The organism is Arcticibacter pallidicorallinus, assembly GCF_003002875.1.
In the GTDB taxonomy this organism is placed as follows: domain Bacteria; phylum Bacteroidota; class Bacteroidia; order Sphingobacteriales; family Sphingobacteriaceae; genus Arcticibacter; species Arcticibacter pallidicorallinus.
The window spans coordinates 319148-337835 of record NZ_PVTH01000003.1 but is presented as its reverse complement, the minus strand read 5'-3'; the positions used below and the strand labels follow the sequence as shown (position 1 = coordinate 337835).

Annotated in this window: 17 protein-coding genes and 1 tRNA gene; 7 read left to right on the top strand and 11 right to left on the bottom strand. The window is 44.6% G+C overall.

What is annotated here, in order from left to right; genetic code table 11:
* Positions 1–26: 26 nt before the first annotated feature.
* Positions 27–2339, top strand: coding sequence for a hypothetical protein (locus tag B0I27_RS06445; RefSeq protein WP_106292398.1), 2313 nt, complete (start codon positions 27–29; stop codon positions 2337–2339).
* Here B0I27_RS06445 and B0I27_RS06440 read toward each other — a convergent pair whose 3' ends face one another.
* Positions 2340–3236, bottom strand: a complete 897-nt coding sequence (locus B0I27_RS06440; protein ID WP_106292397.1) for a S66 peptidase family protein — start codon at positions 3234–3236, stop codon at positions 2340–2342.
* Positions 3237–3344: 108 nt separating this feature from the next.
* Here B0I27_RS06440 and metG point away from each other — a divergent pair, with 108 nt between their 5' ends.
* From metG to B0I27_RS06420, 4 genes are all read left to right on the top strand, one after another.
* Entirely contained in the window at positions 3345–5420 is a 2076-nt protein-coding gene (gene metG / locus B0I27_RS06435) for a methionine--tRNA ligase (RefSeq protein ID WP_106292396.1), read from the top strand.
* Positions 5421–5479: 59 nt separating this feature from the next.
* Positions 5480–5551: transfer RNA gene (locus B0I27_RS06430), tRNA-Arg, on the top strand.
* Positions 5552–5668: 117 nt separating this feature from the next.
* Entirely contained in the window at positions 5669–6376 is a 708-nt protein-coding gene (locus tag B0I27_RS06425; protein WP_106292395.1) for an SAM-dependent methyltransferase, read from the top strand.
* The gene (locus B0I27_RS06420) at positions 6373–7971 is read left to right on the top strand and encodes an FAD-dependent monooxygenase (RefSeq protein ID WP_106292394.1); all 1599 of its coding nucleotides are present in this window, start codon (positions 6373–6375) and stop codon (positions 7969–7971) included. Before B0I27_RS06425 ends, B0I27_RS06420 begins: the two co-directional genes overlap by 4 nt.
* Here the strand turns inward: B0I27_RS06420 and nadD are convergent.
* Genes nadD through B0I27_RS06405 form a run of 3 tightly spaced genes read right to left on the bottom strand, consistent with a single transcriptional unit; the run spans position 7968 to position 10002 of the window.
* Positions 7968–8540: a nicotinate (nicotinamide) nucleotide adenylyltransferase gene (gene nadD, locus B0I27_RS06415; RefSeq protein WP_106292393.1), complete on the bottom strand. Its 573-nt coding sequence runs from the start codon at positions 8538–8540 to the stop codon at positions 7968–7970. The genes B0I27_RS06420 and nadD overlap by 4 nt on opposite strands.
* A 3-nt stretch (positions 8541–8543) precedes the next feature.
* Positions 8544–9113, bottom strand: coding sequence for a guanylate kinase (gene gmk / locus B0I27_RS06410; protein WP_106292392.1), 570 nt, complete (start codon positions 9111–9113; stop codon positions 8544–8546).
* Positions 9114–9138: 25 nt separating this feature from the next.
* On the bottom strand, positions 9139–10002 hold the full coding sequence (locus B0I27_RS06405) for a YicC/YloC family endoribonuclease (RefSeq protein WP_106292391.1): 864 nt from the start codon (positions 10000–10002) through the stop codon (positions 9139–9141).
* 115 nt (positions 10003–10117) lie between these two features.
* On the opposite strand from B0I27_RS06405, the gene B0I27_RS06400 reads away from it, so the two are divergent.
* Positions 10118–10852, top strand: coding sequence for a carboxypeptidase-like regulatory domain-containing protein (locus B0I27_RS06400; RefSeq protein WP_106292390.1), 735 nt, complete (start codon positions 10118–10120; stop codon positions 10850–10852).
* Between the two features lies 1 nt (position 10853).
* On the opposite strand, the gene B0I27_RS06395 is transcribed toward B0I27_RS06400, so the two are convergent.
* Positions 10854–11048 (bottom strand): DUF6358 family protein, encoded by a 195-nt coding sequence (locus B0I27_RS06395; protein WP_106292389.1) that lies wholly within the window; start codon positions 11046–11048, stop codon positions 10854–10856.
* 57 nt (positions 11049–11105) lie between these two features.
* On the bottom strand, positions 11106–11423 hold the full coding sequence (locus B0I27_RS06390) for a rhodanese-like domain-containing protein (protein WP_106292388.1): 318 nt from the start codon (positions 11421–11423) through the stop codon (positions 11106–11108).
* Between the two features lie 142 nt (positions 11424–11565).
* Between B0I27_RS06390 and B0I27_RS06385 the strand changes: the two genes are divergently transcribed.
* Positions 11566–12675 carry a DUF4407 domain-containing protein gene (locus tag B0I27_RS06385; protein WP_106292580.1) on the top strand — a complete coding sequence of 370 codons (1110 nt, stop codon included), beginning with the start codon at positions 11566–11568 and terminating at the stop codon, positions 12673–12675.
* On the opposite strand, the gene B0I27_RS06380 is transcribed toward B0I27_RS06385, so the two are convergent.
* From B0I27_RS06380 to B0I27_RS06360, 5 genes are all read right to left on the bottom strand, one after another.
* A complete protein-coding gene (locus B0I27_RS06380; protein ID WP_106292387.1) occupies positions 12650–13144 on the bottom strand; it encodes a GNAT family N-acetyltransferase in 495 nt (164 codons plus the stop codon). The two genes, B0I27_RS06385 and B0I27_RS06380, sit on opposite strands and share 26 nt — an antisense overlap.
* Positions 13145–13152: 8 nt before the next feature.
* A complete protein-coding gene (locus B0I27_RS06375; RefSeq protein ID WP_106292386.1) occupies positions 13153–13719 on the bottom strand; it encodes a thiamine diphosphokinase in 567 nt (188 codons plus the stop codon).
* Between the two features lies 1 nt (position 13720).
* The gene (locus B0I27_RS06370) at positions 13721–14356 is read right to left on the bottom strand and encodes a thiamine phosphate synthase (protein WP_106292385.1); all 636 of its coding nucleotides are present in this window, start codon (positions 14354–14356) and stop codon (positions 13721–13723) included.
* A gap of 3 nt (positions 14357–14359) precedes the next feature.
* Positions 14360–16015: an alkaline phosphatase PafA gene (gene pafA, locus B0I27_RS06365; protein WP_106292384.1), complete on the bottom strand. Its 1656-nt coding sequence runs from the start codon at positions 16013–16015 to the stop codon at positions 14360–14362.
* 108 nt (positions 16016–16123) lie between these two features.
* Positions 16124–18574, bottom strand: coding sequence for a TonB-dependent receptor (locus B0I27_RS06360; protein WP_245925446.1), 2451 nt, complete (start codon positions 18572–18574; stop codon positions 16124–16126).
* Positions 18575–18688: the final 114 nt, after the last annotated feature.

Here is an 18688-nt window from a genome sequence, read left to right as displayed (position 1 = left end):
TACAGCCGTTTATCGGGTTGACGCAGATGGCAGCTTTTGATAGCATTAATGCCTCTTTTGACCGCTACCGCCAGTCTCATGTACAGGAAAAGATCTTCGCTCATATTGATCGGACCAGCTATCTGGCAGGTGAAATCCTATGGTTTAAGATCTATAATGTAGATGCTTCGTATCACAGGCCACTGGAGTTAAGTTCAGTTGCTTACGTTGAGGTGCTGAACGCGCAGTCTAAAGCTGTTGTTCAGGCTAAGATTGCACTGAATAAAGGAAAGGGAAATGGCTCGCTCTATCTGCCGGTTAGTCTAACTTCTGGAAACTACAGTTTTCGTGTCTACACCAGATGGATGAGGAATTTTTCTCCTGATTTCTTTTTTGAAGAGCGTATCCGCGTTATTAATACGCTGACTGCGCAACCCGATATGGTGCGTGCGAATGAAAAGCACTACGATGTTCAGTTCTTCCCTGAAGGGGGGGACCTTTTGTCGGGCGTCGAAAGTAAGGTGGGTTTTAGAGCTATCGATGAATCGGGTAAGGGAGTGAATATTAAAGGAAATATACAGGATGACGCAGGCAGAATCGTGTCAGAAATGATATCTGGACGTTTTGGGATAGGCAATTTTATGCTGACTCCAGTTCCAGGCACTGGGTACAAGGCAGTTGTTCAGTTTTCTGACGGAAGGAAAGCGACATATCGATTGCCTGCAGCGAAAAGTGACGGCTATCGGCTGGCTTTAACTGAAAGCGATGATGAGGTTTTTGTTCATGTAGCTTCAAACCGCCGGGATATGGCGGAAATGTATCTCTTTGTTCACGCTTCAAATAGAGTTGAGGTTGCTTCGAAAGTAAGGCTAAACGAGGGGCAGGCGCAAATTTCCATCCCTAAAACCAAGTTGCACAATGGTATATCGCATTTTACGCTGTTCAATTCGGGTTACAAACCGGTGTCGGAACGTCTTTGGTTTAAACGGAGCCCTAAAGAACTGACGGTAGAGGCTTCAACAGATAATCAGGAATATGACCGAAGGAAAAAAGTGCTGGTTGACGTACGTTCTTCGATAACCGGATCTGTGCCTGCAGCAGCCAATCTTTCCATTGCTATTTACAATGCGGATTCACTGCAACACAGCGTCCACGGCGGAATCGATAGCTATTTTCTCTTACGATCGGAGCTAAAAGGTACGATAGAGCAGCCGGAGTATTACTTTTCGGGGGATAAGGAAGTATCTCAGGCTATCGATAATCTGATGCTTACCCATGGATGGCGCCGGTTTAATTGGGATCAGGTTTTTAGTCAGCAACCTTTCAAAGCAGAGTATATACCGGAGACAAGTTATCATATTGTCCCTGCACGGGTAACAAGTTCTGTGACCAATCGTCCGGTGAGCGGGATCAGAAGCTATTTGTCCGTTCCGGGAAGGTTCATTCGCTATTACAATGGGACCAGTAATTCGGACGGAAGGGTTGATTTTTATACAAGGGGCCTAAATGGAGTGCAACCTCTCGTTCTGCAAACCAGTAATGCGGATACTGCGCTATACAACGTGGACCTCACAGATGTTTTTTCTGATAAGTATTCGGCTAAGTTCTCTTCGCCTGTATCGCTCACTTCATTGCCTAAAAAGACGCTTTTAATCAATAGTATCAATATGCAGGCTCATAACATCTTTCTGAGGGAGCAGCTGAATCGGTTTGGCGAATCAATAATAGACACCGTGCCGTTCTACGGTCATTTGGAGGAAAAGTACCTGCTTGATAATTATACACGTTTCCCGACGGTAGAGGAAGTTTTGAGGGAATATGTGCTGGGTGTAGGAGTTCGTCGAAGGAACGGTAAGCCCATGATGCAGGTGTTCAGCGGAGACGTTAACAAAGGCTTCTTCGAGGAACCTCCGCTTGTCTTGATGGACGGAGTTCCGATGTTTGACCAGCTGAAGTTTTTTAGTTATGATCCGCTTAAAATCAAAAGCGTAGAGGTGTTGTCTAAGAGGTATTTTTATGGGCCGGATGTTTACGGGGGGCTTATCCTGTTCAATACCTATAAAGGCAATTTAGACGGGATGGAGCTTGATCCGGATGCCTCCATCATTGACTACGATGGTTTACAGCAGGTTCGGGAGTTTTACGCTCCGCGGTATGACTCTCCTGATCAGCTCAATAGCCGACTTCCGGATTTTAGAAATCTCTTATTATGGAATCCGGATGTGGAAACAGGCAGGGACGGCAAGACTCAACTAAGTTTTTATACTTCTGATCGCCCGGGGTCATATCGTGGCGTGATTCAAGGACTTACTGAGCAAGGGCAGGCTGGTACCTATAGTTTTGAGTTTAAGGTAAGATAGTTAAATAAAGCTGAGGCTCAGCCCGGTTTGCATAACATCCAATTTAGTATCCCTACCAAAAATCAATGCGTGATTGTCGGGAATATGGCCTGCCGGGAACTCGAATGCTACAGGGTAGTCATATTCTTTTACATGGTTCATCACCATTTCTTGTAAAGACTCTCCAAAAGGAGTGGCATTGTCTTTCAGGTCAGTAAAGCCACCTACAATAAGGCCCTTTAATTCAGAGAGCTTGCCGGCACGCTTCAGCTGCCACAGCATTCTGTCTATCGAGTAATAGTATTCACCCACATCTTCGATGAACAGGATCTTGTCACGGAAGCTCATTTCGGATATGGAGCCACTCATCATGACCAGTAGCGTAAGATTTCCACCAATGAGTTTACCATTCGCAGAGCCGCTGCGGCCGGGTGTTGATGACTCATAGCTGTAGTTTATTGATTCGCCGAACAAGGCTTTTCTTAGCGATTCCAAGGAGGGCTTTGTTCCATCAGGGACATTCAGGGGCATTTGACCATGGATGGTCTGTACATTACAGGTAGCATGGATATGGCTGTGCAAGACGGTAATGTCGCTAAAGCCGACGATCCATTTGGGTTCGTGAAGGAAGCTGGTGAAATCAAGCCTATCAATAATCCTTATCGTCCCATATCCCCCGCGGGCGGCTATGATGGCTTTCACCGACGGATCGTCAAGGAAGCGCTGAAGGTCCTTGGTTCTGAGCTCGTCATCGCCGGCAAACTGATGGTGGCTTGCTTTGACGGTATCGCCAAGGATAACTTCAAGTCCCCAGGACTCCAATAATCTGACAGCGCTTGTAATATCGCCAGGCAGGCTTTTAGCGGGACAAGTAATCGCGATTTTGTCGCCCTTTTTCAGGTATGGAGGAGTAATCATGTGGTGAAAAAGTCTAATTTACGGGATATATCGGAATTGGTCCTGATATTCTGTAATCTTCATAAATTTCGACATCTATGAGTATCTTTGCAAAATACACGATAATTAATGTCAGAACTAGATTCCTTTAAGCGATATACGATCACATCTGCTTTGCCTTATGCAAACGGACCTTTACATATAGGACACCTGGCGGGTGCATATATTCCCGCTGACATATTTGTGAGGCATTTACGTCTGAAGAAGAAGGATGTAGTTTATATATGCGGATCGGACGAGCATGGTGCAGCGATTACCATACGCGCCAAAAAGGAAGGCATTACTCCTCAGGAGATTATCGATAAATACCATACTCAGATAAAGACGAGTTTTGCGGAGTTTGGGATTTCGTTTGATATCTATCACCGCACCTCCTCGCCTGTTCATCATGATCTTTCGCAGGAATTCTTTCTCAATCTGTATGAGAAGGGTGAGTTTATTGAGAAGGAATCGGAGCAGTACTATGACGCTGATTTTGATCAGTTTTTAGCTGACAGGTATATCACAGGAACCTGTCCGAACTGTGGAAATGATGGAGCTTATGGCGATCAGTGTGAAAAGTGCGGGTCTTCATTGAACCCGACGGATTTGATTAATCCGAAGTCTACTCTTAGCGGGAATGAGCCTGTTTTAAGAACCACCAAGCATTGGTATTTGCCGCTGGATAAGTATCAGCCCTGGTTGGAAGAGTGGTTACTGGAGGGTAAAAAGAATAAGTGGAAAACAAATGTCTACGGGCAGTGCAGCTCATGGCTGAAGGCGGGCCTGCAGCCTCGTTCTATGACTCGAGATCTGGATTGGGGAATTGACGTTCCATTGGCAGAAGCGAAGGGTAAGAAGCTCTACGTGTGGCTGGATGCGCCTATAGGGTATATTTCTGCGACTAAGCAATGGGCTGAGAATGTGGGTAAGGATTGGCAGAAATACTGGAAGAAGCAGGAAAATGAGGAAGATAATTCCTGCCTGATCCATTTCATCGGAAAGGATAATATTGTTTTTCATTGCATCACCTTCCCTTCTATCCTGCATGCGCATGGTGACTATATCCTGCCTCATAATGTTCCTGCTAATGAATTTCTGAATTTGGAAGGCGATAAGCTTTCTACTTCAAGGAATCATGCTGTATGGCTGCATGAATATCTGAACGAGTTTCCTGGTAAGCAAGATGAGTTGAGGTATGTGCTGACATCTATTCTACCTGAAACATCGGATAGTGAATTTACATGGAAGGATTACCAGGCTCGTATCAATAATGAGTTGGTGGCGATTGCCGGTAATTTTGTGAACAGGGTGATGATCCTGATGCATAAATATTATGAGGGTAAGGTTAGTGGTGTGTCTTCGTTCAGGGATTCGGAACTCCATGACCTGATCGGCAAGCAGTACGACGAGGTTGAGGAGCATATAGAGACTTATAAATTCAGACAGGCCTTAGCTTCTTTAATGGAGGTCGCGCGATTGGGTAACAGGTACCTCACTGAAAAAGAGCCCTGGAAGACTTTTAAGACTGATCCGGAGGCAACGCGCGTTGTTCTGGAAGACTGCCTTTTGATTATTGCGCATTTTGGTGTCTTGGCTCAGCCGTTCCTTCCTGTCGCGTCCGGGAAGATCTTTACGATGCTGGGGCTTAGTCAGGATGTTTTCTCTTACGATGAGGAGATTAGGTTTGAGGTGGGACATCAGTTGGGTAAGCCTGAGCTGCTTTTCGAGAAAGTGGAGGATGATGTGATTGAGGCGCAATTGAAGAAGCTAGCGGACAAGGCACAATCTGTGGCTGAAGCTGCTGCTGTAGAAGAGGCGACTGTTGCACCAGCAAAGGAGAATGTTACTTACGAGCAATTTTCTGCGATGGATATCCGGGTAGGAACAATTCTGACGGCTGAAAAGGTTGCCAAGACGAAAAAGCTGCTGAAGCTGACCATTGATACAGGTATTGACACGCGGACGGTTGTTTCGGGGATTGCGGAATATTTTCAGCCGGATGCGATAATAGGTAAGCAGGTTAGCATCCTTGTAAACCTGGAACCGAGGGAGATCAAAGGAATCATGTCTCAGGGAATGATTTTAATGTCTGAAAATTCAGATGGAAAGCTTAATTTTGTTGCTCCGTTTGAAAGTACGGCTAATGGCAGTACTATCAGATAAATTTGATGTTCGGATAGGTATATTCAATTTGAAAAACCTATTTTCGGGCTTTGATTAAGGGCCCTGTAGTTCAACGGATAGAATAGGCGTTTCCTAAACTCTAGATGTGGGTTCGATTCCCGCCGGGGCTACTAAAAGCCGCTTTACGAAAGTAGAGCGGCTTTTATTTTTAGTGAAATCTGGTTTACTCTAAGGGGCAGATAAGCCGGTTGGCTATGTAATAAAAATAAAATGCTCAAATTTGCAGCATGTCTAAAGGAATGCTCTATTTACTTCCGGTACCCCTTGCTGAAAATTCTGTTGCACAGACGATTCCTGCCACGCAATCAGCTTTGATTAACACGCTGAAAACATACATCGTTGAGAATGAGAAAACTGCCCGGCGGTGGCTAAAAGAAATGGGGCTTAAGACACCTCAGAGTGAGTTGAAGCTTCATCCTTATGGCAAACATGCAGAGAAGAATGACTTTAGTGTTTTCTTCAAAGAGCTGGAAAAAGGTGAAGATGTAGGTTTGATGAGTGAGGCCGGATGTCCCGCAGTGGCTGATCCTGGCTCTGACATTGTTGCGGAGGCACACAGGAGAGGTATTCAGGTTGTTCCTTTGGTTGGACCTAGTTCGATTTTGCTGGCGTTGATGGCTTCCGGCTTTAGCGGTCAGAACTTTAGTTTCCACGGCTATCTGCCGATAGATAAGTCTCAGAGAGCAAGGCGAATTAAGGAATTGGAGAATGCGTCGGAAAAGTTCCGTCAAACCCAGATATTTATAGAAACCCCTTTTCGTAACAATCAGGTTATTGAGGAGATTGTGAGAACGTGCTCCGATAAGACACGCTTATGTGTAGCGGTGAACCTGACGGGAGAAGACGAGCGGATTATTTCACTGCCAATAGAACAATGGCGGAAGCAGAAGGTTGACTTCCATAAAATACCAGCTATATTTTTGTTGATGAAATGATGAGTTTACCGGATCATGCCAGTGTAGTAATTGTTGGAGCCGGACCTTCGGGTTTGATGATGGCGGCTCTCTTGTTACGCCAAGGTATCCAACCGGTCATTATTGATTCTAAGAAGGAGCTGACAAAGCAATCGAGAGCTCTAGCAGTGCATGCCAGGACGTTGGAGATACTGCGGCAGCTCGGTCTGTCGGATCAGTTTCTCAAAGAGGGTATGCAGGTTTCCGGGTTTGATTTTTATTTTTTGAACGATGAGGAGCCTGACCGGCTTATAATTGACGGTTCTGATAAGACGCTGTTTCCATTTGTTCTGACATTGGAGCAGAGTAAGACTGAAAAGCATTTATTGGAAGACCTGACTGCACATGCGTGTCCGGTGTATTGGGATACCACTCTGCTACGCGTGGAGCAATCTGACGAGGGTGTGGTACTACAGATGAGGCAGGGTGAGTTGGATAAGCGAATAAGCTGCGACTGGTTGATCGGCGCAGATGGAGCTTCCAGCGCAGTCAGAAAGGCTCTTAAGATTAACTTTTCAGGTGGTTCTTATATTCACCGGTTCTACCTGGCTGATCTGGAGCTGACCATACCTTATCCTGACAATCAGATACGGATCATTTCGAAGAAGGATGGATTCAACGCGCTTTTTCCGATAAGCAATAACCTGGTACGCTGTATAGGAGTCGTGCCGGCAGCTTTGAAAAATAGAACAGATCTACGTTTCGATGACCTGAAGCCTTATGTTACTTTCACTTTGGGTGTTCCCCTGCAGGTGGAGTCATGCAACTGGTTTTCGGTGTATGGTTTGCATCACCGAATGGCTGATCAATTCAGGTCGCGAAGGGTCTTTTTAATAGGTGATGCTGCTCACGTTCATTCCCCCGTAGGAGGACAAGGTATGAATACAGGATTACAGGATGCTTACAATCTTGCCTGGAAGCTTGCCGGCGTAGTTAACAAAGAATATAATAAAGCGATTTTGGATTCATATTCGGTGGAGCGGATGCCGGTAGCGCATGGTTTACTGAAGACTACGGACCGGCTATTTTCCATGATTGTTTCGAATAATTTCTTCATTAAGAGGATCAGAAAATGGGTGGCGCCTGTTTTGATTCAGCGTATTGCAAGAAGTAAAGATCTAAAAGGTGAGCTGTTCAAACGAATTTCTCAGATAGGCATCACTTATCGGAAAAGTATACTTTCTGTTCATCATTCCGCTACCACGGCAATAAAGGCAGGAGATCGCTTGCCATTCTTAAGAGTGTTTGATGAAAAGTTGAAAGTGGATACTGATCTTCAAGCGTGGTGTTCAAAAGGCGGTTTTACACTGCTTGTGCTTGGGGAGTTGAGCCCTATGGCCGTCTCGGGCATTGCTAAATGGATCAAATCTGCTTATCCCTTTGCGCTAAACTTCTTTTATATGCCCCCATCTGACAGGAACAAGGCCATCTTTGAGGCCTTTGAGATGAGTAGCCGAAAAGCAAAGAGAGCGATCATAGTAAGGCCGGATCTTCATATCGGATACATCAATGACATCGTAGACACGGAGTTGATTGATGGTTATCTAAAGCAGGTGATTGGCTGGCGAAAAGCTTAGCCATACAGGTTCTTTGATTCGATAAAACGTATTACGGACTCAGGTACCATATATCGAACACTCTTACCTGCTTTTATTGCACGCCTGATAAATGTTGAAGAGAGTTCCATCATCGGCGTGTTGGTAATTGTTACTGATGGGTGATGCATCAGCTCAGACTCGTTGTATCCGGGCCGGGGATAGACTACGATCTTATAGTCTCTCAACAGTATTTCGTAGTTTTTCCATTTCTTCAGGGAGGTGAGATTGTCAGCTCCCATGATGAGGGAAAAGTTATGTTCAGGATACCTCTCCTTTAGATGAGTAAGCGTGTCTATCGTGTATGATGGCTGCGGCAGCTTGAACTCAGCATCGCTGACTGTTATGTTCAGTGAATCTTCGACTGCCAGACGGGTCATCTCCAACCGGTCGTACATGTTAATGAGCGCATTTTTATCCTTTAATGGATTATGCGGAGAAACCATTAGCCATACCTTATCCAGGTCGGTATAGTTGGCCATGTGGTTAGCGATGATGAGATGACCGACGTGTACCGGGTTGAAAGAACCGAAGAACAGACCGATGTTCATAGTCTACTTTGCTAAGAAGTCACTGATTAATTTCTCTGCGTCTGCACAGGCTGTTTGAAGTTCGTAATTTGGAAGTATTACGTCGAAGCGGGATGCATAAGTTAACTCTTTACCTGCTTTGGCGAAACGCTCTTTAAGCTTATCGTCGCTATCTGTACCCCTGCCAGTAAGGCGTTCGATAAGCACTTCCAGCGATGGAGGCTGCACAAATATTGCCAATGCTTTGTCGCCAAATTTCTTTTTAAGCCGCAGGCCACCTTCTACATCAATGTCAAACACCACACATTTCCCCTGCTTCCAGATACGCTCAATTTCTGAGTTAAGTGTTCCGTAGAAAGTTCCTGAGTATACTTCTTCAAATTCTGCAAACTCATGCTTTGCAACCCTGTGCAAGAATTCTTCCTTACTGATGAAGTAATAGTCTTTTTGGTGTGTTTCCTTTCCTCTGGATTCGCGGGTAGTTGCGGAGATGGAGAACTCCAGCTGCGGGAAGCGCTTCAGGAGATGATGTACTATAGTTGTTTTGCCAGCACCTGAGGGAGCTGAAAAGATGACCAGTTTGCCTTCGGACATTGTGTATTGGTGTTATATTTTAAAATTAAAGAACATTCAAGAGTTGTTCTTTAGCTTTTTCAAGTTCTTCTTTCATTCCAACTACGATCTGCTGGATTTGCGCATCGTTTGCTTTGGAACCCATTGTATTGATTTCACGACCTATCTCCTGAGAAATGAATCCAAGCTTTTTACCATTGGCATCGTTTGATTTCAATGCTTCGATAAAGTAGTCGCAATGGCTTCTCAGACGTATCTTCTCTTCGGTGATATCCAGTTTGTCGATATAGAAAATCAGCTCCTGCTCGAACCTGTTGGAATCGGTATTTTCTTTACCTACAAACTCTTCCAGAAGTTGCGAAATTCTCTCTCTGATTGCCGGAATTCGTTTTGGATCCTGTTCTTCTACCTGCTTCAAGGCATTGAGGATGTTCTTGATTCTCAGTTCGAGGTCCTGTAGTAATACACGGCCTTCGTCCTTCCTGAACGTTTGGAAGTTGTTCATGGCTTCTGCAAAAGTTTGCTGAAGTTGTATCCATTCTTGTTCAGAGACCAGATCTTCTTCATACTTGATTACTTCCGGAAATGTAAGGGCCAGCTGTAGAAGATTGTTGCCGTTATCATTCAGCGTGGTTGCAGCCTGTTTGAGCTGATTGTAATAAAGAGTGAGTAGTCCCTGATCAATAGTAGCCGCCTTTTTCTCGTTTGAAGCGTATTCTACAGTGACGGTTATGTTGACTTTTCCTCGTTCTATCTGCTTGGAGCAGTCGTTGCGGAGGATGAGCTCCTTATCTGAAAATGCTTTTGGAAGTTTCAGTGCTAACTCAAGGAATTTACTGTTAAGTGATTTGATCTCGACAGTATATTTGGTATTAGCAAAATCAGTAGAGGCTATACCATAGCCGGTCATTGACTTAATCATCAACAAAGATACTAATCTCATAGAACTATTCTAAGTATCCCGTCGTTATATGAGGGTATTTAAAGGCAGAGGCCGGAATATTAACTTACTTTTGTAATACTTTATGGGAAACTATCGCATTATCGCTGTTGTTATGGTTTTGCTCACGTTATTTCTGGGTGGACAGGCCTTTGCGCAGACAGTTAAGGCTCAGCAAGGTGCTGTGCTGAAGCGCGGTAGTAATCTTCGCATAAGCGGTGCATCTGTTAAAAATAAAAGGAGCCATTTTTCTGTGGCAACGAATGAAATGGGGATTTTCAGTATCCTCGCTTCCCGGGGAGACACATTGGAGGTATCTGCCATGGGATATATGTCATATCCCCTTATTGTATCAGATTTCAGGGATGAGATTGTTTACTTGCAGGAAATTACGAGATTGGAAGAAGTGGTCGTGACAGGTAGGTCTTTGGAGTCTGATTTGAATGAAATAAAAGACGCTTACAAAAGTAAAGGATCATATTTTGGGGGTAAACCTCCGGTACTTGCTTATATATTTAGTCCGCTTTCAGCACTTGGAGATCGTTTCGGTAAAACCGGCAAGCGGGCCAGGAGGTTCAATGATTTCGCCAATCAGGAACTGGAGTATCAGGAAGTCGCGAGGAGATTCAATGATCTGTCTATAAAAAATGCGGTTCCGGAAATAAAGCAGGAGGAGCTTCAGGACTTCAGAGCTGATTATTTGCCGGGTGTAGAACAGCTACGCTCCTGGAATGAATACGACCTTGTGGTTTATATAAGAAAATCGTACAAGGAGTTTAAGACGAAAGAAAAGGCGCCTGCTCAAAAGCTGAATCCCTAAGTTATTTCTTTTTCTCTTTGAACATGGCCTTAACTTCTTTTCTTAACTGAATTTTCAGAAAAATAACGAAGGCGATAATAACCGTAGAACCAAGAGTTACTGCGTACTGCTCATGTTTTATGCTCCAGAACAGACATAGGACCATAACCATCAACGCGATATTATACAGGATATTCAGAAAGATTTTTTTTCCCATGAGTACTTGAAAGAGGTAAAAACAGGTGCACAGGGCACCCGTATGATGTATAGTGAATTAATAAACTGGAATTGACGGATCTATTTTCTCTTTCCAGGCAAGTATGCCGCCTTCCAGATTGTACAGGTTTTCATACCCAAGCTGCTGCTCAAGCTGCATGATCGCAGCGGCACTGCGCTTTCCGCTTCTGCACTGAACGATTACAGGCTTGTCTGTAGCAATCTTATCTGATTCAACGATGATACCTGACAATGGGATGTTTTCGCCATTTAAATGAGATACCTCGTATTCAAAAGATTCGCGAACGTCGATCAGCTGAAAGTCTTCAGCATTATCTATCATTTTTTTTAGTTCTTCAACGGTTATTTCTTTCATGACAAAACGTTTATTGATTCAAAGATAGGAATTAAGATTGAAGCTTCCGGGCAATGCGAAGGACAAAGCTTTTAGAAGGATTTTTTTACATTTTCCTGTAACAAGTGCACCCTGTGGATGTTCTAAAGGGAAAATTCAGGGGATGGATAGTGTCAGTCGTTTTTTTTGGTTCTGCTCTGGGGTTCATGCAGATACATTGAGGAACTTTCCTACGGAGCACAACAAGTACGTTGGTATTGGTGCGACAATTTTTTTTACTGCTCTTTTTGCAACACTATCTGGTGGCTACGCCATGTATTTTGTCTTTTCTGGTGATAATTTTGCTGTTTTCTTTGCAATACTGTTCGGACTGATCTGGGGGCTGGCTATCTTCAATATGGACAGGTATATTGTTTCCAGCATCAGCAAGAACGCCTCCGTGAACAAGCAAATACTTCAGGCAACTCCGCGAATTCTGCTCGCGATAATGATCGGCATTGTGATTTCCAGACCACTTGAGCTTAAGATATTCAACAAGGAGATTCGTGAGAAGCTGAAACTTTCCTATCTGAATGGTCAACGCTCAAAGATTGATACACTTAACAGTACGTTTCAGAATAAGTATGGCACAGAGCTAAGTAAATTAAAAGACCTTTCAGCTGAAAGGGATTCTCTTCAGGCGGATATCACCCGGTCACGTTATCTTTTGAATCAGGAGATATTTGGTGACAAAACGAATCAGACATCTGGTAAAGTGGGTTATGGGACTTACGCAAAGCAAAAAGAGGAGGTTCTCAGTCAAAAGGTCGCCCGTTTAGAAGCGGTTAGAGCGGAGATTTCCGCAATGGAAGGTTTTGTGCGTGAGAGGAGGGACCAAGACGGGCTTACAAGCCAGCGGCTTTTTAGTAATAAACAGCTTGATAGTCTTGCTAATGTTGCCGGTTTCGCAGACAGGAACTGGGCTTTGGGTCAGTTAAGCTTCAAAGCCGACGGAAGCAGAGATCTGGGAACCTATCTGGCCGTTGCATTTATCGGCTTGTTGTTCATATTATTCGAATGCCTCCCAGTTTTCGTGAAGTTGATGAGCGATAAAGGCCCTTATGATATTGCTCTTGGAAATACAGAAGAGGCGGCGATCCATGGTTCCTTTAAGGACAGGGATTTCGAAGTGGCGGTTACGGATGCAGTTCAAGATACAAGAATTGATGCAGAGACGGAAAAACGAAAGCGGATGATACTTCGGGAGGCTAATTCAGACTTTTTTGAAGGATAAAATCATTCATCCAGTATTGATAGTACGGGATATCTTCTTCTTTAAAAATTTCGAAGCCTACTTTCTTGTAGAAGTTCAATGCGCCATTTTTTCGGTTTACATTCAATTCTAAGAGGGATATCCCCAGATTCTTAGCGGTCTGTTCGATGTGATGTATCAGGGATTTCCCTGTGCCCTTTCCCTGTTCTGAGGGATGTACATATAATTTGTGAATGCTCAGCTTATTATCTTCTTCGTTGCATGAATAGCCTGCAAAAGCAACGACCTTTGCGTTCCTCCCGGCGAGCAGGAACTCGGTGCCGGTAGCCTGCTGCTCTTTCAGTGTATCGATCGAATACATCGTGTCGAGCATGAACCTTATCTGTTCACTTCTAAGTATATGGCTATAAGTAGGCCACCAAATTTCTTCAGCCAACTGATGTATTATCGGGAGGTCTTCTGGTACTGCTAACCTTATTGTCAAGCTCATTAATCGTACTAAAGATTTTCTGCTACAAAGATAAAAGACTCTTGGAAACGAAGCGAGTAGAAGCCATCTGATTGCGTAGTGAACATATGTGAGGAGTTTTGATCTAGACCTGTATGGACGAGCTCTGTTGCATTGCCCAAGATCTCAATGTCTTCGCCTGCCGTCTTCCATTTGCTGAAACCGGAGCGAACCATGAAGATTCGCTGTTTGATGGTAAGGATAACGATATTGATGTGGTCGCAGTAGGGTAGATAGTCAGTGATAACTGGCTTGCCGGTAATAATATTGACAGCAGGATATTTTTCCCGGGTCAGGAAGTCCAGGGCGCTCTGGATTGCATGCTCTTCTGAAGGGATAAGCTGGGTTCTTGGTTGGAGTGAATATTCATCTGGTCGGCCGACCAGGAAATCTATCTTTATTCCCAGAGAGTCAGCTGAATCATAGGCGTCTTCCGCAACAATAATTGTAGGGCTCCATTCCAAAAGCTGTCCGAGATTTTCGGGATCGAACCCGTCCAAATCAGCAATTAACAGCGCAGGCTCCTGCTTCTCTCTTACAATATGATGCGAAGACATGTTAATGAAGTTTTCTATATATCTCCTTGAATGCAGATGCTGGGTTGTCGGATTTATTGATGGCTGCAGATACGGCCACTCCGTGCACACCCATATCCGCAAGTGCGTCAATGTTTGCAGCGGTGATGCCGCCTACCGCAATGATTGGTATGGCGATTCGAAGAATATCCATCTCGGCCATTATCGCTTTATATCCTTCCAAGCCGAGAATCGGATAGTCGTTTGGCTTAGTGAGTGTGACACCAAAGGGGCCGCAGCCGATGTAATCGACCGCCCCGCTCGCAGCTATGCGTTTGATATCATCCAGCGTGTTTGCTGAAGCTCCTAATGTTTTATCGGGGCCGATCTCCTTTCTTATGGAGGTAAAATCTGCAGACAGGTCTTCGATATGTACTCCCTGAATATCGGCTTTGGAAAGCAGTGACGTATGATCTGTGATGATCAGCGTAGTGCCCCAATCGTCACAGACTTCGGCGATACGATTTAATTCATCCAGGTGTTGCTCTTCAGTCTTTGAAAAGCAACGGTACTGAATCCAATTGGCGCCGGACTCACAAGCGGTGATCACTTGCTCCAGATGCGACTTGTGTTGAAGATCCTGAGTAAGGTAGTGAAACCTAGAGACATACTTTTGCATAAATTAGCGTACCTCGTTAAGTAATGCTTCGGTCACTGGTTTTCCAACATTTCCGTTTGGCGCCTGAATGCGTAAAAGGGCTGATATAGTTGGTGCTATGTCTGTCATTCCGGTAGGTCGATTTGTGCTGCCATGCTTAACACCCCAACCCATTAGGACGAAAGGAATATGCGTGTCATAGGGATTCCATGTTCCGTGAGTTGTTCCTGTGCTGCTGCCACTGTAGTATCCGGGTTTTAGTATGATCTGGACCGCACCACTTCTTTCTCTATTATATCCGTTTATGATTTTTTCTTTCAATCCCTGAGGGATGCTCGCCTGGCTGGCAGCTTCCATGTCGACTACATAAGCGATATCCGCTCTTTTTTGAAGGTGCTTAATGCATGCTTTTTTAATCGCATCTTCATCGAGTCTGTTCTTTTCAATGAGCGAGTTGTTTAAGCTTATCTGATAATTCATTAGGCTCAATACCAGTCTCTCCTGTTTAAACTCCTGAGCCAGGTAGGCATTCAACTCTTTTGTAACCGCACTGGTTGGAAAGATGCCTGAGGGAATGTTATGTGATGTCAGAAAGTTAGGGTTATGCGCTGCTCCGTGATCCGCAGAAATGAAGACAGTATATGCTCCTTTGCCCACCTTGCTGTCCAGATAACTCAAAAAAGCCGATAAGTCGCGGTCTAGACGTAGGTACGTATCCTCTGCCTCTATAGAATTTGGTCCGAAGCGGTGCCCGATGTAATCTGTTGATGATAGACTAACCGCAAGGAAGTCGGTTATATCCCTTTGACCCATCTTTTCATTCTCTATTGCTGCCCTGGCCATATCCAGTGTGATGGTATTGCCTTGAGGGGTCGTTCTCAGGATGCTGAAGTCTCTGTCATACATACTAGATGTTTCATGTGGAAAGACAGGTGCGGTTGTTCCACTGAACTTTGCTTCGAAACGACTGTCGTCTTTTTCGCTCTGCAAATAAGTGTCGAGCGGGAATAAGGTTTTCCAGTTTTGGTCCAGATACTTCTTCGGCAGCTTTTGGTTATTGAAATTTTGGACCCATTGAGGCAGCTCATTCATGTAATAGGTACTGGTAATCCAGTTTCCGGTTTGATCGTCAAACCAATAAGCAGCATCAGCGCTATGTCCAGCGGGTAAAATCCCTCCGCGGTCCTTTATGGCAATTCCGATTACCTTGGAGCGAAAATTTGTAGCCAGTTTCAGCTCGTCAGTCATGGTGTTGCTAAGCAGGTTTCTTGGCGACATCTCACCAGCTTTTGAAGGGCTTCCTACGGTCTTTGATGCAGTATCTTCTGTGCAGTACATCGACTTTCCGGTCGACTGGATAATGAAGTCATTTCCCGCAATCCCATGGATAGACGGCACAGATCCCGTATAAATGGTAGAATGCCCTATTGCGGTTACAGTAGGTACATAATCGATATTGGTATTTTCGGCAGTAAAGCCTTCGTTCAGCAGTCGCTTAAAACCACCATCTGTATATCGGTCCTGATAGCGGTACAGGTAATCCCATCGCATTTGATCTATGACTATGCCGACAACAAGTTTAGGTCTGGGTATTGGTTGAGAAGATGTAGATTTTTTTTGTGCTGAAGCATCAAGGGCAAGCAGCAGAAATGCTGCCTGGAATACGTATCGTAAATTCATTCTTTAAAATGTATGTATTCAAATATCGCAATAGAATATCAGAATTCGACTGATTAAAATGAAACAAGCTCCGGTTTCGTCGAAGCTTGTTTTTAAATGGATATACGCTTAAAACTTAAACTTCGCGGATAGTAGGAAATTTCTCGTTGCCTGAGGGAAATAGGCGTTACTAGTGGCGAGTTGATTTCCAACGATGTAGCTGTATGTGAATCCGTTAGATTCATAAAGCTCACTAAACACATTGTTTATCAAAAGTGAAAATTCCAGGTTTTTGATTCTTCCTGCGGATGTATTATAGCGTAATCGGATGTCGTTAACGAAAAATGCGTCTAATGAGCGACTGTCATTGGATGTGTTATCCATGTACTGTCTGCTTACATACTTACTAAGTAAGGCGACCTCTGCATTTTTAAGCGGACGGTAGGCTAATTCACTGGAGCCAACGAACGAAGGTGAAAAGGAGATGTCTGTGTTATTGTGCGTGAAACTGGTCTGACCTCCGGTGTCCCAATTATCGACATACTCTGTAAAGCTGTCGATCTTATTCCGGCTGAGATTAGCAGTCAGTCCCCAGGTGAGGGTTCTGCTAAGCGGCCATTGGACATCCGCTTCAAGACCAAGCCTGTAGCTGTCAGCTACATTCTGTCGAAGCGCTTCGCCATCATCATTTACTTTACCGGTTAAAACGAGCTGATCTTTGTAGATCATCCAGTATCCGTTGATGCCGGCCCGGAAAGACGAGCTGTTGAACCTGTATCCTGCTTCAATGTCTTTGAGATGTTCTCTTAATGGACGTCCGCCAGGCATATTGATATAGTCGTCGCGGTTCGGTTCTTTATTGGCTACAGCAAACGATGCATAGACGTTATTGGCGTTGTTAAGCTTATAAGTGATTCCTGCCTTGGGATTGAAAAAGTTGAGTTGATCATCTATGTCCAGACTATTTAGGTTCTTATCGGTTCCAATGATTTTGTAGCCGGTTCGACGATACTGGAGGTCAGCATACAAGAGAAAATCGTCAAGCTGGTATTCAACCTTTCCATAAATGTTAAAGTCTGTTTTAAAGCCGTTACCCTGGTAGTAACGATCACCGGGCTCATTAGAAGAATTGTTTCTGGCCCATATGATCTCGCCGAAATGATCACCGTCGTACTCATTATAAGCGCCTCCAAGTATAAGGTTCAGGTCGCTTGAAGGGTTATAATTCAAAGAATAAGTTAAACCGTAAAAATGGTTATCCAGCCAGCGGCGTCTTACCAAGTCGGTTCTTTTCAATGTATCAGTACCGGTAACGATATTGGGTAATCCATAGTTTCCAAACTTTGCTGCGTTCTTGTACTCTTCGAAATAGCCGCTTCCATAGGTATAGTGTAGGGCCGTATTAAGGGATAGTTTGCTGTTGAAAGTATGAGTATAAAACGCCTGGTAATGATCTTGCTTGTAGTTATCGGTCTGATCCTTGTACAGAAATGAGTTGTAGGTTCGCTTGTTTGATCCGAACAAATTAGCAGAATCTGCGGGTGTGAAAAAGTACACTCCTTTGTTGTTCTGATAGTAATCATTAAGGTCTGCGGCAGAGCCCCTTAGCTTTTCCTCGGGTACGCCGTTCCATGCCTGGTAAGTCTTCTCTTGTCCTGAGAATACATTTACTCTCAACATATCCCGTTTGCCATAGTAGGCACCGGACAGGAAGTACGATTTAAGGTCTGATGCTCCCCTGTCAATATAACCGTCAGACTTGATTCTGGACAGGCGTCCGTCGAAGGTGAACTTACCGTTCAGTAGTCCGGTTCCGATGTTTACCGTGTTCTTCCAGGTGTTATATGAGCCGAAAGTATTATTGAGCTCAGTGTAGGCGGAATCGCGGCGTGTAATAGTCTGGATATTTAAACTTCCGCCAAAAGCTCCCGCTCCATTGGTCGAGGTCCCTACCCCCCTCTGTATCTGAATATTATCAACAGATGAAGCAAAGTCGGGTATGTTGACAAAGAAGGACCCCTGACTTTCGGGGTTATTTAAAGGAATTCCGTTCAGGGTAACATTTATTCGGGTGGCGTCACTACCCCGTATGCGCAGCCCCGTATAGCCTACCCCGGCTCCGGCATCTGATGAGACGACAACAGAGGGCGTTTGATTTAAAAGATACGGAAGATCCTGCCCCTGATTGTATTTATCCAGCTCTTCCTTGTTAAGATTCCGGTAAGTTGTAGCCGAGCTCTCCGTAGCTCTTGTTGAGCGTACGATGACCTCGTCCGTAAGTACGGTCATCGGAGATAATGCAGCGTTGTAGACCCTGTCTCCGGATAGATTGATGGTGGTTGACATCTCACTGAAGCCGATGAACCGGAATGATAGACGATAGGTTCCGGCCTCGAGGTCTTGAACGTCGAATTCTCCTGAAGCGTTGCTTCTGGCAGTACGGTCACCCACGGTAATGCTTGCACCGGCGAGTGCGCGTTGGTTCGTCTTGTCTGTTACTTTTCCCCTGATTGAAAACTGAGCCCATGCCAAAGAAGGCAGGATAAGTGCCACAAGGGCAACTAAGTAGATTTTTTTCAAAATGCTTTTAATTAAATGAATGCGTAACGGGGCTATACGCACAATCTTATTTATTATTCCTACGCCGGCATTATCCGGATCAAGTTCACGAAGAGGGAAGGTACGCTTTTATAC

What these genes read in the sequence shown, in the direction of transcription:
- B0I27_RS06445 (WP_106292398.1), top strand. Translation starts at nt 27, where the DNA reads ATGGCAGCTTTTGATAGCATTAATGCCTCTTTTGACCGCTACCGCCAG.
- B0I27_RS06440 (WP_106292397.1), bottom strand. Translation starts at nt 3,236, where the DNA reads ATGATTACTCCTCCATACCTGAAAAAGGGCGACAAAATCGCGATTACT.
- metG (WP_106292396.1), top strand. Translation starts at nt 3,345, where the DNA reads ATGTCAGAACTAGATTCCTTTAAGCGATATACGATCACATCTGCTTTG.
- B0I27_RS06425 (WP_106292395.1), top strand. Translation starts at nt 5,669, where the DNA reads ATGTCTAAAGGAATGCTCTATTTACTTCCGGTACCCCTTGCTGAAAAT.
- B0I27_RS06420 (WP_106292394.1), top strand. Translation starts at nt 6,373, where the DNA reads ATGATGAGTTTACCGGATCATGCCAGTGTAGTAATTGTTGGAGCCGGA.
- nadD (WP_106292393.1), bottom strand. Translation starts at nt 8,540, where the DNA reads ATGAACATCGGTCTGTTCTTCGGTTCTTTCAACCCGGTACACGTCGGT.
- gmk (WP_106292392.1), bottom strand. Translation starts at nt 9,113, where the DNA reads ATGTCCGAAGGCAAACTGGTCATCTTTTCAGCTCCCTCAGGTGCTGGC.
- B0I27_RS06405 (WP_106292391.1), bottom strand. Translation starts at nt 10,002, where the DNA reads ATGACCGGCTATGGTATAGCCTCTACTGATTTTGCTAATACCAAATAT.
- B0I27_RS06400 (WP_106292390.1), top strand. Translation starts at nt 10,118, where the DNA reads ATGGGAAACTATCGCATTATCGCTGTTGTTATGGTTTTGCTCACGTTA.
- B0I27_RS06395 (WP_106292389.1), bottom strand. Translation starts at nt 11,048, where the DNA reads ATGGGAAAAAAAATCTTTCTGAATATCCTGTATAATATCGCGTTGATG.
- B0I27_RS06390 (WP_106292388.1), bottom strand. Translation starts at nt 11,423, where the DNA reads ATGAAAGAAATAACCGTTGAAGAACTAAAAAAAATGATAGATAATGCT.
- B0I27_RS06385 (WP_106292580.1), top strand. Translation starts at nt 11,566, where the DNA reads ATGGATAGTGTCAGTCGTTTTTTTTGGTTCTGCTCTGGGGTTCATGCA.
- B0I27_RS06380 (WP_106292387.1), bottom strand. Translation starts at nt 13,144, where the DNA reads ATGAGCTTGACAATAAGGTTAGCAGTACCAGAAGACCTCCCGATAATA.
- B0I27_RS06375 (WP_106292386.1), bottom strand. Translation starts at nt 13,719, where the DNA reads ATGTCTTCGCATCATATTGTAAGAGAGAAGCAGGAGCCTGCGCTGTTA.
- B0I27_RS06370 (WP_106292385.1), bottom strand. Translation starts at nt 14,356, where the DNA reads ATGCAAAAGTATGTCTCTAGGTTTCACTACCTTACTCAGGATCTTCAA.
- pafA (WP_106292384.1), bottom strand. Translation starts at nt 16,015, where the DNA reads ATGAATTTACGATACGTATTCCAGGCAGCATTTCTGCTGCTTGCCCTT.